General features: G+C 63.0%; 14 protein-coding genes. 8 read left to right on the top strand and 6 right to left on the bottom strand.

All coding sequences use genetic code 11. The annotated features are described in order from the left end of the window. Positions 1 to 409: 409 nt before the first annotated feature. The 3 genes from CH275_RS16985 to CH275_RS16995 are packed head-to-tail and all read right to left on the bottom strand — an operon-like array spanning position 410 to position 2624. Positions 410 to 811: a RidA family protein gene (locus CH275_RS16985; protein WP_094679522.1), complete on the bottom strand. Its 402-nt coding sequence runs from the start codon at positions 809 to 811 to the stop codon at positions 410 to 412. Next, entirely contained in the window at positions 808 to 1605 is a 798-nt protein-coding gene (locus CH275_RS16990) for an IclR family transcriptional regulator (RefSeq protein ID WP_094679523.1), read from the bottom strand. The genes CH275_RS16985 and CH275_RS16990 overlap by 4 nt, the downstream gene beginning before the upstream one ends. Further along, positions 1602 to 2624, bottom strand: a complete 1023-nt coding sequence (locus CH275_RS16995; RefSeq protein ID WP_256991082.1) for a sugar kinase — start codon at positions 2622 to 2624, stop codon at positions 1602 to 1604. The genes CH275_RS16990 and CH275_RS16995 overlap by 4 nt, the downstream gene beginning before the upstream one ends. A gap of 125 nt (positions 2625 to 2749) precedes the next feature. Between CH275_RS16995 and CH275_RS17000 the strand changes: the two genes are divergently transcribed. From CH275_RS17000 to CH275_RS17015, 4 genes are read left to right on the top strand one after another with little or no spacing between them, the layout of a single operon-like run. Further along, positions 2750 to 4033 carry an amino acid deaminase gene (locus CH275_RS17000; RefSeq protein WP_094679525.1) on the top strand — a complete coding sequence of 428 codons (1284 nt, stop codon included), beginning with the start codon at positions 2750 to 2752 and terminating at the stop codon, positions 4031 to 4033. A 14-nt stretch (positions 4034 to 4047) separates the two neighbouring features. Then, on the top strand, positions 4048 to 5661 hold the full coding sequence (locus CH275_RS17005) for an N-acyl-D-amino-acid deacylase family protein (RefSeq protein ID WP_094679526.1): 1614 nt from the start codon (positions 4048 to 4050) through the stop codon (positions 5659 to 5661). Continuing rightward, on the top strand, positions 5658 to 6296 hold the full coding sequence (locus CH275_RS17010; RefSeq protein WP_094679527.1) for a bifunctional 4-hydroxy-2-oxoglutarate aldolase/2-dehydro-3-deoxy-phosphogluconate aldolase: 639 nt from the start codon (positions 5658 to 5660) through the stop codon (positions 6294 to 6296). Before CH275_RS17005 ends, CH275_RS17010 begins: the two co-directional genes overlap by 4 nt. After that, entirely contained in the window at positions 6293 to 7732 is a 1440-nt protein-coding gene (locus CH275_RS17015) for a GntP family permease (RefSeq protein ID WP_094679528.1), read from the top strand. The genes CH275_RS17010 and CH275_RS17015 overlap by 4 nt, the downstream gene beginning before the upstream one ends. Before the next feature lie 58 nt (positions 7733 to 7790). Here the strand turns inward: CH275_RS17015 and CH275_RS17020 are convergent, their stop codons facing one another. Further along, the gene (locus CH275_RS17020; RefSeq protein ID WP_094679529.1) at positions 7791 to 8900 is read right to left on the bottom strand and encodes a hypothetical protein; all 1110 of its coding nucleotides are present in this window, start codon (positions 8898 to 8900) and stop codon (positions 7791 to 7793) included. 73 nt (positions 8901 to 8973) lie between these two features. Further along, positions 8974 to 10155 (bottom strand): NAD(P)/FAD-dependent oxidoreductase, encoded by a 1182-nt coding sequence (locus tag CH275_RS17025; RefSeq protein ID WP_094679530.1) that lies wholly within the window; start codon positions 10153 to 10155, stop codon positions 8974 to 8976. Positions 10156 to 10422: 267 nt separating this feature from the next. Between CH275_RS17025 and CH275_RS17030 the strand changes: the two genes are divergently transcribed. Next, positions 10423 to 10692, top strand: a complete 270-nt coding sequence (locus tag CH275_RS17030) for a hypothetical protein (RefSeq protein ID WP_094679531.1) — start codon at positions 10423 to 10425, stop codon at positions 10690 to 10692. 174 nt (positions 10693 to 10866) lie between these two features. After that, positions 10867 to 11274: a VOC family protein gene (locus tag CH275_RS17035; RefSeq protein ID WP_094679532.1), complete on the top strand. Its 408-nt coding sequence runs from the start codon at positions 10867 to 10869 to the stop codon at positions 11272 to 11274. An 11-nt stretch (positions 11275 to 11285) separates the two neighbouring features. Here the strand turns inward: CH275_RS17035 and CH275_RS17040 are convergent, their stop codons facing one another. Next, on the bottom strand, positions 11286 to 12260 hold the full coding sequence (locus CH275_RS17040; RefSeq protein WP_094679653.1) for a sigma-70 family RNA polymerase sigma factor: 975 nt from the start codon (positions 12258 to 12260) through the stop codon (positions 11286 to 11288). 91 nt (positions 12261 to 12351) lie between these two features. Between CH275_RS17040 and CH275_RS17045 the strand changes: the two genes are divergently transcribed. Then, complete coding sequence (locus tag CH275_RS17045; RefSeq protein WP_094679654.1) at positions 12352 to 13332, top strand: GTP pyrophosphokinase; 981 nt, start codon at positions 12352 to 12354, stop codon at positions 13330 to 13332. A gap of 50 nt (positions 13333 to 13382) precedes the next feature. Further along, complete coding sequence (locus tag CH275_RS17050) at positions 13383 to 14867, top strand: DUF2079 domain-containing protein (RefSeq protein WP_094679533.1); 1485 nt, start codon at positions 13383 to 13385, stop codon at positions 14865 to 14867. Positions 14868 to 14871: the final 4 nt, after the last annotated feature.

Genomic DNA, 14871 nt, shown 5'->3' on the forward strand with positions numbered 1-14871 from the left:
TCAACTAGCAAAAAATAAAACCCTCTCACCTCAGACGGGAAGAATGAAGCAAGAAGATGTCACACCCAAACCCCAAAAGGCTTGAGCGCCAAAAACATTTCGGCACTGACATTCATCGACACACTGTTGAGTTCTCAAAGAACACGCACACACCGTCATCACCGCCTTCGCGGTAACTTCGGGGCTTACACGCTCGAACCCCAGACATGACTCATTACTTTCGAGCCTTGCCTGGGTTGTTCAGTGCACACTCCGTACGACCTCGTTGCCCCGGTCCGTGAAGACCAGGTCGGTGTCCGTGTCGCTCTGACTCGACAAAAGTTACGCGAAGACCAACACATACGCAAATCGCCTGGTCAGATGTAATTTCTGTGTGAACATCTGACCAGGCGACCCGGTAAGAGGTCCGTCAGACGATCGCAACGGCATCGATCTCGACCAACATCTCGTCCCTCGGCAGTCCTGTGAACACCGTGGTGCGGCTCGGCAGTACGTCGCCGGAGGTGTGTGCGGAGACAAAAGCGCCGTAAGCGTCGTTCATGATCGAGAAGTCCTCACGCTTGGTCAGATACACGCGCAGCATCACGACGTCGTCGAACGTCGCACCGCCGGCCTCGACGATGGCTTTGACGTTTTCGAGAGTGCGAGTGGTCTGCGCAGCGACATCGCCTGGGTACAGGTACTCGCTGGTAGCGGGATCCACCGGACCCTGTCCGGATACCTGCACGAACGGGCCCTTCCGTACTCCCTGAGAGAATGTGTGGGCGGGTGCCGGGGCTCCTGTGGTGCGGATTTCGATCTTCTCGCTCATTTTTTTCCTTCCATCGGGCTCTTGTCGGTTGTCATACGGTCATGGAGTTCCTGCGGCCGCCAGCCCAGCCCCTCGGAGATCGCTGCAGCCGTCCGTTGCACTTCGGGCAGCGCAGCCAGCACCTGTTCGTGGTCGAGCAGCATGTCGGGCACCGACATCGATACGGCGGCCACGACGTCACCCGTGCCATTTCGCACCGCGGCACCGACGCAGTTGACGAACGACTCGTGCTCCTCGCGGTCCTCCGCGAATCCCTGCTCGAGCACCAGGTCCAGCTCACGCAAGTATTGCTCCGACGTCGAAATGGTTCGGTCGGTGAACTGTGTGTAGGTGATGCGATGCGCAATCTGCTCACGCTCTACCTCTGGGCGTGCAGCGATCAAGATCTTGCCGACGGCTGTGCAGTGCAACGGCGCAGGCTTTCCGACCCGCGAATACATCCGCACGCTCTGTTTGGCGTCGAACTTGTCGATGTAGATCACCTCCCCCGCTTCGTAGGTTGCCAGGTGGATGGTCTGACCGGTGATCGTGTTGAGCTCGGCCAGGTGTGGCCGGGCAATGCTTCGTATGTCTCGCTGTTCGAGTGCGTGGTTGGCCAGTTCGAACAGTCGCGATCCGAGTTGATACCTGTGATCGGCCCCGTGCTGGACGAACCGGTCGCCTTCCATGGTGCGTAGCAGTCGCAACACGGTGGTCTTGTGCACGCCGAGAACAGTTGCCAACTCGTCCAGAGTTCTCGATCCGTCGCCGAGCAGTCCGAGGATCGTCAACGCTCGCGACAGACTTTGACTCATTGCGGCACTTCCGAACACCGTGTGGATGTGGCCGCATAGTCCAGCGTCGCCCACTGTTCGTCGCTGAGTTCGGCAAGCTGCAACAACACGTCGAGAGGGAGAACGGACGCTATGTCGCCGTGCCCGGTCAGGGCACCAGCCGCACACAGATGGCCGAACCGAACGCTCTCGACGGCACTCCTGCCCAACAGCAACCCCGTCAGGTATCCGCCCGCGAAAGCGTCTCCGGCACCGATTCTTTCGACCACCTCGAGCTTCAGCGCCGGCACATCGACTCGAGTGGTGCCCTCGAAGGCCGTGACGGTGTGGGCATCGTTCTTGATCACCAAGTGCTGCGGTTGCGGAAACAACGCGCGCAATTCCGCCGGATCCGACGTTCCGAACACCAACGATGCTTCGTCGGCCCCCATGAAGACCACGTTGCTTCCACGGACATGTTCGCCGAGTACGTCCGCGGCTGCGTGTTCACGAGACTTCCACAGTGCCGGTCGATAGTTCAGATCGAATCCGACGGTGGTGGATCGGTCCATCAACGCTCTCGTCAAATCGGCGGCCGAGTCCGATATGGCCACGGTTATTCCGGTGAAGTGAATAAGGTCGGCGCGGGACACCAGACCCGAAGCTTCCTCGCCGATTCCATTGCGCGACAACGCACTCGCGGCGGATCCAGCGCGGAAGTAGGTCATCGCACTGGCCCCGTGCGCGAGATCGTATCCGCCACCGGAGCCCGATCCCCGTTCCTTGAGATACATACCGGTGGGGCGCTCGTCGTCGATCGTGACGCCCGACGTATCGACACCTGCGTCCGCCAACTGTCGCACCAGATACCGCCCGAATCCGTCGTCGCCGACACGCGAGATCCACGCGGCGTCGACACCCAACTGAGCGAGAACCCTGGCTACGTTCGCCTCGGCACCACCGGACGTGCGGTGAAACGTCTCCGAATTCTCCAGTGGACCCGGTTCCGCAACCAGAACGACGAGGCCTTCACCTACACACACCGCTCGTGGTGTTTTCACGTCGATCTCCTCGAACTCTTGCGGGAACCCTGGCTGTCGTTGCAGACTACAAACCATAAACATATTGCGCAACCAGCGTTGCAAAATACGCAACGCATTGAGCTCTTCACACGAAGGAGACGAACGTGATCGACGCCGTTGCCGTCGAGGGCCTGAACCAGCGAACCCTCGGACCGGAGCACAAAGCACTACCCCCTCGGTCGTGGGGCCACACCGTCGAGAGCTTTCTCGCCACGACTCCGCGACTGTCCGAATTCACGACCCCGGTACTCACCCTCGATCGCGCGCGGATCGCGTCCAACATCTCGGTCATGGCCGAGTGGACGGCACGTGCGGGCGTACTACTCGCACCTCACGGCAAGACGTCGATGTCTCCGCAACTGTGGAAACAACAGCTCGATGCCGGAAGCTGGGCAATCACCCTGGCGACCGGATGGCAGGTTCAGGTGGCGCGCGCCTTCGATGTGGAGCGGGTCATCCTCGCCAATGCCCAGATCGACCCCGTCGCGTTGACGTGGATTGCGGCCGAACTGGATTCACACCCGACCTTCGAGTTCTACTGCTGGGCAGACAGCGTCGCGACCGTGCACGAAATGGACCGAATTCTCTCGGCTCGGGGACATCGCCCGATCGCGGTCATCGTCGAACTCGGTGGCCCACACGGTCGGACCGGTGCGCGCTCGATCGAGGAAGCGACCGCTGTAGCCCGAGCAATCGCGACATCGTCCCGCCTGACCTTGGCCGGCGTCGGCGGCTATGAGGGCGCGCTCAGCCACGACCGTTCCGACACCGGTCTCGAAACGGTTCGCACCTACCTCGACAACGTCGCCGGTCTGCATCGCTCACTCGACGCGGAGGGGTTGTACGGCGAGCATGCACTGGTGACCGCGGGCGGCAGCGCTTATCAGGATCTCGTTGTCGAGCGACTGCATTCCCTCACCACTGCAGACGGCGTACGTACCGACGTGGTGCTTCGCTCGGGTGCCTACGTGGTGCACGACGATGGATTCTATTCACAGATTTCGCCGCTCACTCCCACCAGAACGGACGCGCCCCTGACATCGGCGATGCACGGATGGGCCCGTTCGGTCTCCCGCCCCGAACCAGGACTCGCATTGCTCGACGCAGGTAAACGGGACTTCCCTTTCGACGAGGGAATGCCCGTCCCGCAGCTCATTCGAGGGACCGAGATCCTCGACCCTGGGGCCGAGGTGACCGCACTGAACGACCAACACGCCTTCCTTCGGCTACCGGCCGGGGAAGCGGCAGCACTGCCGGTGGGCTCGGTGGTTCGACTGGGTCTGTCACATCCCTGCACCGCATTCGACAAGTGGCGTCTCGTTCCCGTGATCGACGACGCGGACAGCGGCGACCCCCAGGTGGTCGATCTCGTCCACACATTCTTCTAGAGAGACAAAATCTTATGCCCAGCACTCTCTTTCGAGGTGCCGACGTCATCGACGGCACCGGATCGCCACGCCTGCGTCGCGATGTTCTCGTTCGCGACGGAATCATCGCATCGATCGGCGAACCCGGAACCGTGCCCGGGGCCGACAGAATCGTCGACGCCTCGCCCGGTCAGATCCTCTCTCCCGGATTCATCGACATGCACGCTCATTCCGATCTGCGGCTACTGACCGACCCCGATCACTTCCCGAAGATCAGTCAAGGCGTCACCACCGAGGTCATAGGTCAGGACGGTATCGCCTACGCCCCGATCGACGACGCGACACTGGACGTGGTGCGACGTCAGATTGCCGGATGGAACGGCAACCCCGTCGACCTCGACTTCTCGTGGCGGTCGGTCTCCGAGTACCTCGCTCGGCTGGACCAGGGCATCACCCCGAACGCTGCGTATCTCGTCCCTCAAGGCACATTGCGCTACCTCGCGGTGGGTGCGGATCAGCGCCCTGCGACACCGTCCGAGATCGTCCACATGCAGGAGTTGTTGGCTCAGGGCTTACGAGAAGGTGCCGTCGGGATGTCCAGCGGGTTGACCTACACGCCCGGAATGTATGCGGACACCAGCGAATTGCGTGCACTGTGCGAGGTCGTCGCCGAGTTCGGTGGGTTCTACGCGCCACATACCCGGTCGTACGGCGCGGGAGCACTCGACGCGTACCAGGAAATGCTCGACCTCTCCCGCGATACGGGATGCGCACTTCATCTGACGCACGCCACGATGAACTTCGGAGTGAATCGTGGAAGGGCACGCGAGTTTCTCGACCGCGTCGACTCCGCGATCGCCGACGGATGCGATGTCACCCTCGACACGTATCCGTACCTGCCCGGAGCCACCACTCTGTCTGCGCTGCTGCCGAGTTGGGCGATGTCGGGCGGCCCGGACCGAGCCCTGGAAAGACTCGACGATCCGGAGATGCGGCGGCGCATCACGCAGGATGTCGACGTCGACGGGTCCGACGGCTGCCATGGAGTCACGGTCGAGTGGGACACGATCCAGCTCAGCGGTGTAGCCAATCCCGAACTCGATCGGTACGTCGGCCGCACGATGTCCGACATCGCAGCCGACGAGGGACGCTCACCGGTGAACGTGTTCTTCGACTTCCTACGACGCGACGCCTTGGCCACCACCATTCTGCAGCACGTCGGGCACGAGGAGAACGTGCGCGCGATCATGGCGCATCCGCACCACATGGGCGGCAGTGACGCGATTCTCGTGGGCGAGAAGCCGCACCCCCGTGCCTGGGGAACCTTCCCGCGCTACCTCGGACATTACGTGCGTGACGAGCAACTCCTGACACTGGAGGACTGCATCAATCACCTGACCGGACGTCCGGCCGCACGGCTGAGACTGCACGGACGCGGCACGATTGCCGAGGGACATGCAGCCGATCTCGTGCTGTTCGACCCGGCAACCGTGCGCGATACCGCCACCTTCGAGCACCCGAAACAACAAGCCGAGGGCATAAGCCACGTCATGGTGAACGGCGCATTCGCCATCGACGATCACCGTTCCACCCACTCACTGGCAGGCCACGCCCTGCGCATGGATTCCACCCGAAAGCAGACGTCATGAACGCACTGTCGACAATTCTCGAGGACCGCGCACTGTCGGTCGTCCGAGCCCCGCATATCTCCGATCCCGCGGCGCTGGCAGATGCGCTCGCGCGCGGGGGTATTCGCGCACTGGAGCTGACATTCACCACCCCGGGTGTCCTGGAGTTGATCCAGGCCGCGTCGGATGCACGTGCCGTCGTCGGGGCAGGCACCGTCCTCACCGCGGATCAAGCGCGGTCTGCGGTGGACGCCGGTGCGCGGTTCGTCGTCACACCCGGGCTGCGACCCGACGTCGCTGCAGTGGTCACCGATGCCGGAATCCCGCTGATGATGGGCGCGCTCACACCGTCCGAAGTGATGACCGCCCTCGATCTCGGGGCAGACGCGGTCAAGATATTTCCGGCGCGGACCGTCGGGCCGGCGTATTTCAAGGATTTGCTCGGCCCCTTTCCCGACGCACAACTCGTTCCGTCGGGCGGTGTCAACGCGGGAAACGCCGCTCAATTTCTCGCAGCCGGTGCCGTGGCAGTGACTGCGGGCACCGATGTGGTTCCACCGGCGTCGGTCGCCGCCGCCCAGTGGGACGACATCACCACACGAGCGCAGGCGTTCGTGGCAGCTATCAGTGCAGACATCAAGGAAGGCTCGTCATGAATTCTGTCGTCGACTGGCTCAGGACATCCACGCCAGGTCTACTCGTATTGTGCGGCATCGCGATTGCCGTACTGCTGGTAGTCATCATCAAGGTCAAGCTGGAGCCATTCATCGCGCTGCTCATCGTCGGGCTCGGGTTGGCCCTCGCTGCGGGCCTTCCGGTCAACGAGATCGTCGGCACGGCGATCAAGAGCAACGAGTCTTTGCTCGAAACCGGCTTCGGTGGCATCCTCGGGCACATTGCGGTCATCATCGGATTGGGAACCGTGCTCGGCGCGATCCTCGAAAAGTCGGGTGGCGCACAGGCATTGACCGCAAAGCTCCTGGGTGTGTTCGGAGAACGCGGTGCACCCATAGCGATGGGCCTGCTGGGCTTGATCTTCGGTATTCCGGTGTTCTTCGACATCGGCATCTTCGTCTTGGCACCGCTGGTGTACGTGGCGGCACGCCAGGGCGGAAAGTCACTGGTCCTCTACGCGCTGCCCATGCTGGCGGGTCTGTCCATGACGCACGCATTTCTGCCGCCGCATCCCGGGCCGGTTGCCCTGGGCGGCCTGCTCGAAGTGAACCTCGGATGGCTCATTCTGTTTGGCTTCATCTGCGGAATACCGGGTTTCATCGCCGCGGGACTGGTGTGGGGTAATTGGATCGGCAAGCGCATCATCGTCGACGTGCCCGAGGACTTCATCAACGACGGAGACGACACGACCGCCGAGGGCGGTGGTGCCGGCACGGTAGCAACCAAGCGTCCGGTGATCACGACGCCGCCGTCGGTGGGAACAATCGGAGCAATCATTGCAGTTCCCCTGGTACTGATCCTCGGTGCCACATTCGGCAGCATTCTGCTCGATCCAGGCAATCTCCTCGAAGTGCTGACGTTCTTCGGTACACCGGCTGTCGCACTGCTGATCGCAGTGCTGATCGCGTTCTATGTGCTGGGTATTCGACGTGGCTCCACTGTTCAGGAACTGAGCAAGCTGACCGGAGAGTCTTTGCGTCCGGTCGGCATGCTGCTACTAGTCGTCGGAGCAGGCGCGTTCTTCGGAAAGGTCATCTCCGCCACGGGGATCGGCACAGCACTGGCCGACACCATGGCGGCCGCGGGTCTGCCGATCATCGTGTTGGCCTACATCATCAGCTGCGCTCTCAGGGTCGCCCAGGGTTCGGCCACCGTGGCCATCGTGACCACCGGCGGCATCGTCGGACCTCTGGTTGCAGCCCAGGACTACTCGGCTCCGGCCGTCGCGCTGATCGCCATGTCCATCGCGGCAGGTTCGATCATCGCCAGCCACGTCAACGACGGCGGATTCTGGATCATCTCGAAATTCTTCAACCTGACCGTCAAGCAGACGCTACAGACGTGGACCGTACTGGAGACGATCCTGTCCGTGGTCAGCTTCGCCGTCGCGGGCATTCTGTTCGCAATCATCGCCTAGAGCCAGTGGCGCGGTCGAGTGCCCCGGGCGGCACTCGATCGCGCCATTGCGCCGGCACCTACTCGCGCCACTGTGTCCGCATCTGATCACCGACGAAATGCGTGTTCTCTGCGGACATCTCACGGCTACCCGATCGGCCGACGAGGTCGTCGATCCGGTCGTCCAGACTGTGCGCTCGGGCCATGGCGTCGGAAGTGCGCGCCTCGCCTTCGGAGGACTCGACCAGATTCGCGAGGCGAACCAATGCGGCCACTCGACCGGTCAGCTGAGTCCACACCACTTCCAGTGCGCCACGGCGTGATTCGACCTGCGCAGCCGTCTCTTCGTCCACCATCGTCTCACCGATACGGTTCAGCTCGATCGCCACTGTACGAAGCGATGTGGCGTCGACCGCGATTTCGACCAGCTCGACGAACAGGTCGAGTTGGTTGCGCTGGATCTCGAAGTAGGTCGACTGCCATGCGGGCGAACGACGAACCCGATCGAACGACGTTCCCGCAAGAAACAACAGGGTGTCGTACCGATCGACGAAGCGATCGTCCTTGCGATCGACGAACTGATCGACCACACCGGTTGCCCACTCGACCCGGTCACCCACCGGAGTTCGACGCGCAAGCGTGCTCACCCGCTCCGTAGCCGCATCCACCAACGACAGCCCGCGCTCCGCGACAGGACCGAACTTGCGCGGGGCAGGCGTCCGCATCAGTGCGTCGAATACTGCATCACGTTGGTCGAGATCGAGATGCAGACCTTCTCGGCGCTCTTTTCGTGCCGCGCGCACCCCGGTGGCGTAGTGCCGGTTCGACATCACCACGGTGGTGCGCTGGTGATCGATGCGTTTGGTCAGTTCGGCTACTCGCACTCGATACACGAGTGCCGATCCGGGCTTGCTCGTCGTGTCTTTCGCGAGCCACCGATCGCGCTCGTCCACCAGGTTTCGCAGCGTGCCGAATCCCCCGATCGACGGCAGCGAGCGTCCCGCGTGCCATCGGTTGATCAGTACTACACGCGTAGGTTCGTCCACCTGCCCGGCCGCGACAGCGAGGGCGGCCGCGTCGGACAGCGGCTCGGAATGTCCGGGCAACCGGCAGTCGGCGCAGCGGCTGTGAACCTCGTCGTCGAGTCGTGCGCGCTGCTCGGCCGACCCACTGCCATCGAACTCGGACATCGTCTCTCCTAGGTAACGCCGAACCGCCGCTCGTCTCGTCGACGGATCGCTCGCATTCGAGTGTTCCAGAACGTCAGATCAGCCCGCGGAGCGATTGCTCGGTGTGCGGCTTCTTCTCGGCGAGGAGTGTGCGTGCCACGTCGAGACCTTCCCAGACGTTCCACATCAGCACACCGCGAACGACGGACTCGTCATCGAGGTAATACACGACGCCCTCCTTACCGACCCACTTCCAGTCCTCGACGGTGCTCATCGTCGTGGACAACGTGCCGATCGCCTGATAGCCGTCGTCGTAGACGTCGGAGTAGAAGTACGGCGTGTAGGTGTACGGCTCGGCTGCGCCCGCCATGTTGCGTCCGGCCGCCTTCCCCATCTCCGTGGCGTTGTCCACGTGCTCGACGCGTCGGCGGCCGAGAATCGCGTCGGGATAGTTCGCCACATCACCGGCCGCAAACACGTGTGCGTCCTCGGTCCGCAGAAACTCGTCGACGACGATGCCGTTGTCGACGGCCAGTCCGGCGGCGTCGGCCAGCTCCGTGCTGGGCCGCACGCCGAGACCGAACACGACGCCGTCCGCCTCCAGAGCCGAACCGTCGTCGAGTTGCAGCTGTACGCGCGCCGACGCCTCTGCGCCCGAGGTGACCTTCGTTCCCCGGCGCACGGTGACACCGTGATCGGCGAATCCTTTGTCGAAGCCGGCGGCCAGGCTCGGCGGGAACATGTGCCCGCCGAGTACAGCGTCGGAGGTGACGAGAGTCACTTTCACACCCTGCAGAGACAAGGCCGATGCGATTTCCGTACCGATGTATCCGCCGCCGACCACGGCGATGTGGTCCGCGGTTTTCGTCAGTTCTCGCAACGCCCGGTAGTCGGCGAACGTGCGGAAATAGACCACTCGCGGGCTGGGCGCAAGATCGATTCGCGTCGGCTCGGCACCTGTGGCGAGGAGCAGCGTTCCGTACTCGTGGCGTTCTCCGGATTCCGTCGTCACGGACGAGCTCGATCGGTCGACCGACGCCACCCGAGTTGCGGTGTGCACCTGCGCTCCGGTATCCGACGCCGTGTCGAGCGGGACCTGATCGCGCCCGAAATCGGAGTCCGTCCACAGCTTCTTCGACAGAGCCGGCCGCGTGTACGGCTCGTCGGAATCTGCGCCGAGAATTCCGATGGAGCCCGAGGTGTCTCGCTCGCGAATTCCGCGAGCAGCGCTGTCGGCAACCATTCCCCCGCCGATGATCAGGTATTCGTACTGCATCGTTCACTCCTCGAAGTCGACGTGGTTCGCTCTCCGGGCTACCCGGAACGACGCGAGAACAATCAGTCACGCCTTCGCGCCGTGAACCAGCAGGTGGAGGAACCGACCGGACTGTATCGAGCATCACACCCCGAGAGGGTTGGCCCAGGCCGGTCGAGTGGGCATGTTGGTGAGGGCGACGAAACATCGTTTTAACTCGAGTCGAGCTGTAACGGTTCCGACCGGCCGAACGACTCACACCTCAGGACGCGAACAAAAGGAGACGATGTGACTGTTCAGATCGATTCGCTGGCAATCGGCACCGATACCGCCGATACTGCTGCAGCCGACGTCGACCAGCTCTTCGACGAAGTTTCAACGCTGGACGCCACCATCCTCGATGCCATCGAGCGTCGCACGCGTATGGCGCGCACTCTTGCTGCTGCAACATCCGACGCAACGGCATCGGATCACGCCGCTGATGTCTACGGTGATCTCGGGAACGACGGTCACGCTTTCTCGCGGATGCTGTCCCGTCTTGCACAGATGACCCGGTAGCGCCACCACTCCCCCTTTCTGCTTCGCAGTCCGCGACCCCGTCGAGCACCGCTCGGCGGGGTCGCGTCGTGTCGGCAGGTGTGCCGGTGACTTTCGGGGCCGACCGCTGTCAGTAGAAGCAAGACCGTCGTCCGACGGTTCCACGCAGTTGTTTCTCACTGAGAAGGTGCCCCCATGTCCCGTATGCTGTTCGCCAACATGCCCGTTCGCGACGTCGTCGCCACCCGTTCGTTCTTCGAAGGGCTCGGGTTCGCTTTCAACGACGTCTTCAGCGACGAGAACACCGCCTCCATGATCGTCAGCGACCAGGCGACGGTGATGTTTCTGGCGACGTCGCGTTTCGAGGACTTCATCTCCGACTCGATCTGCGACACGAGCTCGGCTCGCGAGGTCCTGATGTGCATCTCCGCCGAAAGCCGCGACGAAGTGGATTCGCTCACCGACGCAGCGATCGCTGCAGGCGGGTCCAAGTGGATGGAGCCCCAGGATCATGGGTTCATGTACGGCCGAGCGTTCCGGGATCTCGACAACCACGTTTGGGAAGTGATGTGGATGGACCCGTCTGCAATTCCGGAGAGCTGAACAGCAGATGCTCAGAGGCGGTCGGGAAGGCCGAATCGATCGAACAGGGACAGATCGAAGAAGCAGGCCACGTGCCCGACCCCTCTGGCGTCGACGTCGAGAACGTGCAGCTGGAACGGCCGGTGCACACCGTCCTCACCCAGCATGTACAGCCCGTACGCGGGTTGGCCGTTGGCACGGGTAGGCATCATCCGCATATCGCCCGCACCGTTGGCCGGGCAATTGTTTCGGATGAGTGACCCGATCGTCTCGGCCCCCTGGTACCACCCGACGAACGGCGGCATCTCCCACACCGCGTCCGAGGTGAACAAGGTGACCAACCGGTCGATGTCGTAGCTCTCGAAACACTCCACGTACTGGGCAAGGAGCTGCTGCAACTCCGCGGTTTCGATGGGCTCCACATCGTCGAGTTCGGGCGCGATCTCGTCGAGGCGCTCCCTGGCTCGCTGCAGCAAGCTGTTGACCGCCGTCGTGGTCGTGGCGAGCACCTCGGCCACCTCCGAGGCCTTCCACTGCAGCACCTCGCGCATCAACAGGACCACACGCTGCCGAGACGACAGATGTTGCAGCGAAGCGACGAAGGCGAGGCGCACCGATTCCCTCGTCACCACAATGGAGGCCGGGTCGGTCGAGTCCGCCAGATCGGAATCGGCGATGGGTTCGAGCCATGAAATTTCGTTGTTCTGAACCAATTCGTCGGTAGGACCGGAACTCGGTGCTCCCAAGCCGGTCGGCAGCGGACGCTTGGCCCGACCGTCCAGAGCAGTGAGACAGGTATTTGTCGCAATTCGATACAACCAGGTGCGCAACGACGAGCGCCCCTCGTATTTCGCGTACCCCCGCCACGCGCGAATGTACGTTTCCTGCAACAGATCCTCGGCATCGTGGATCGATCCGGTCATGCGATAGCAGTGCGCCAGCAGCTCTCGGCGAAACGGATCGAACTGCGCGAGGAAGTCGTCCTGCTGCACGGAGGCCACGGTCATGCGGTAGAGCTTAAACCTGAGGCAGACGCGCCACAGGTCGAACGCGCGCCACGGAAAGGTTTGCCCGCACATGTGGGTTAACCTCGGCATCGTGACATCGGCAACGAGCATCGACGACTTGGTCGAGGAGCTGTATCTGCAGCGCCGGCGGGCGTGGGAAGCCGCACTCGTCACCGCGCAGAACTTCCTCGAAACCATCGCCGACGAAATCCTCGAGGACGTCGATCGAGACCGACTGAACGCGCAGACCGCGCGCATCAAGGATCCGGGCCGGTCCGCCGACAAATTGCGCCGCTACGTCTCCGAAGGCCGCATCACCGAACCGACCGATGCGGACGCCGTTGCCGAAGCCCTTCCCGATCTGGTCGGCGTCAAGGTGCTGTGCAAGACCCCGCGCGATCAACTGACGTTCGTCGCAGCACTCGAGCGCGCGTGCAACGACCCGGAATGTTCCGTACGGTTCGCGCAACCACCCACCGATTACGTCGCCTTTCCCAAACCCAGTGGCTACCGCGCGTATCACGCAGTGCTGGTCGTCCGAGTGGCCACACACCAGGGCGATCTCGACGTGAAAGTAGAAGTGCAGGTCAAGACACGCCTGCAGGACGCGTGGGGCGAGCTGACACACGAGGACATGTACAAGCCCGGTGAGGCCCTCAAGCCGACCAAGAAGCACACCGACTACGCCGCGCACATGGCCCACCTGCTCGATCAGGTGGACGCGATGGCCGACGACCTCGCCGCCCAGCTGGATTCTCTGACGGCCGCGTCGAAGGACGGGGGCGTGCTCGCTGCCGACCCGATCCCGAAGGATCCCGATTTCATTCGCGCCCGGGTCACTCGCACCGGTCCGCGGTACGCGCTCGCGGTCGGGCCGGACGGTCGACGGGGGCTCGTGCCCGCACGATCGGTGAAGGCCGTCATCGGCTCCACCGACCGCATCGCCGTCAACGACTACCTCGAGGTGGGCGACTACATCGACGTCGTGGTCGAGGACTCCGAGGACGCGCTGTACTACCACCTCACCTCACAGCCGCCGCGACGCAAGCCCGCAGCGAAGCGCAAGCGCTGACCTGCACTTCTCAGGAACATCTCACGTCCATGCTGTAGACATCGGTTCTCGTGACCACTACCGAGAAATCCACGGTCGTCACCGATGCCGACACTGTCGACACTGCTGCCGACGAAAGTGGGTCCGCCGACCGGTACGCGAGATTCCGCACTGCCGAGACGGTGGTGCCCGCCATCTCCTTCGCGGTTCTGGCGAGCCTGTACGCGACGATGTCCGTGCTGGGACATCGGCAACTCCGCACATCCGGATTCGATCTGGGGATATTCGTCCAGCAGGTTGCGTCGTATTCGCAGTTTCGCGCACCGACCTCGGACCTGCTGGGTACCGGCTACAACACGCTCGGCGATCATTTCTCGCCCATCACGGCGTTGCTGGGTCCCGTCTACCGGGTGTTCCCGTACGCCGAGACCTTGCTGATCGCGCAGGCCGTGTTGTTCGCGTCTGCAGTGATCCCCATCAGCAGGCTGGCTGTACAGAAGTTCGGCACTATCGTCGGGGTCGTGATCGCTGCGGCGTTCGGGCTGTCCTGGGGTATTCAAGCGGCGCTGAATTTCGACTTCCACGAAGTGGCGTTCGCGATGCCTCTGCTGGCGATGTCGATGGTTGCCCTCGTTCGTCAGCGTTGGCTACCTGCCCTGGCCTGGGCTCTGCCTCTGGTCTTCGTCAAAGAGGACATGGGTCTGACAGTCGTCGTGATCGGCGCGCTGGTGGCACTGTGGGCGAGCGGACGAACCCGCGTCCTGGGCATACTCACGGCCGTCTGGGGCTTGGCCTGGGTGATCCTCGCCGTCAAGGTGATCATCCCGATGCTCAGCTCCGACAACTCGTACGACCAGGGGTCGAAGCTGCCCCCGCTGGGTGAAGGCATCGCGGACACCGCACACGGCTTGGTGGCAGGCGATTCTCGGGCGGCGACAGCCTTTCTGCTGCTCGCGGTCACCGGATTCTTCGCCCTGCGCTCGCCGCTCCTCCTGATCGCTGTCCCGACGGTCGCATGGCGGTTTGTCAGTGACAACACCAATTTCTGGAAGCCCATCTACCACTACAACGCGATCCTGATGGTGATCGTGTTCGTCGCCTTGCTCGACGCGTTCGCGCGCAGCCACCGGCACGGTCAGCTCAGCCGACGAGGCCGCCACTACATCGTCGCGTTCGTAGCCGTCTTCGCAGTCGTGGCGTTGCCGTTCCTACCGATGGCGCGCATGGTGCATGCACAGGAGTGGACGATCGATCCGCAGGCAGCGACAGCCCGGGACATCTCGCAGTGGATTCCCAAGGGTGATCGGGTTGCGGCGTCGAACAATCTCGTGGCTCAACTCGTCGCCGATCACGACATATCGGTCTTTCCACAGCGTGCCACCGATTCGACGGTCCCGAACTGGATCGTCGTCAACCGCGAACGGCCCGCCGGGTGGCCGACGGACGAGGCAGGCGATCGGCAGGCGATCGACCGGGCGTTGTCCAGCGGATACGACGTCGTCTACTCCGTGGACGGTATCGAGGTCCTCCACCGCGGCACCGGCGGTGCCCACTAGGGTT

The sequence above is a fragment of the Rhodococcus sp. 06-235-1A genome, assembly GCF_002258785.1.
In the GTDB taxonomy this organism is placed as follows: Bacteria; Actinomycetota; Actinomycetes; order Mycobacteriales; family Mycobacteriaceae; genus Rhodococcoides.

What these genes read in the sequence shown, in the direction of transcription:
- CH275_RS17025 (WP_094679530.1), bottom strand. Translation starts at nt 10,155, where the DNA reads ATGCAGTACGAATACCTGATCATCGGCGGGGGAATGGTTGCCGACAGC.
- CH275_RS17015 (WP_094679528.1), top strand. Translation starts at nt 6,293, where the DNA reads ATGAATTCTGTCGTCGACTGGCTCAGGACATCCACGCCAGGTCTACTC.
- CH275_RS17010 (WP_094679527.1), top strand. Translation starts at nt 5,658, where the DNA reads ATGAACGCACTGTCGACAATTCTCGAGGACCGCGCACTGTCGGTCGTC.
- CH275_RS17040 (WP_094679653.1), bottom strand. Translation starts at nt 12,260, where the DNA reads ATGACCGTGGCCTCCGTGCAGCAGGACGACTTCCTCGCGCAGTTCGAT.
- CH275_RS16985 (WP_094679522.1), bottom strand. Translation starts at nt 811, where the DNA reads ATGAGCGAGAAGATCGAAATCCGCACCACAGGAGCCCCGGCACCCGCC.
- CH275_RS17020 (WP_094679529.1), bottom strand. Translation starts at nt 8,900, where the DNA reads ATGTCCGAGTTCGATGGCAGTGGGTCGGCCGAGCAGCGCGCACGACTC.
- CH275_RS16990 (WP_094679523.1), bottom strand. Translation starts at nt 1,605, where the DNA reads ATGAGTCAAAGTCTGTCGCGAGCGTTGACGATCCTCGGACTGCTCGGC.
- CH275_RS17005 (WP_094679526.1), top strand. Translation starts at nt 4,048, where the DNA reads ATGCCCAGCACTCTCTTTCGAGGTGCCGACGTCATCGACGGCACCGGA.
- CH275_RS17035 (WP_094679532.1), top strand. Translation starts at nt 10,867, where the DNA reads ATGTCCCGTATGCTGTTCGCCAACATGCCCGTTCGCGACGTCGTCGCC.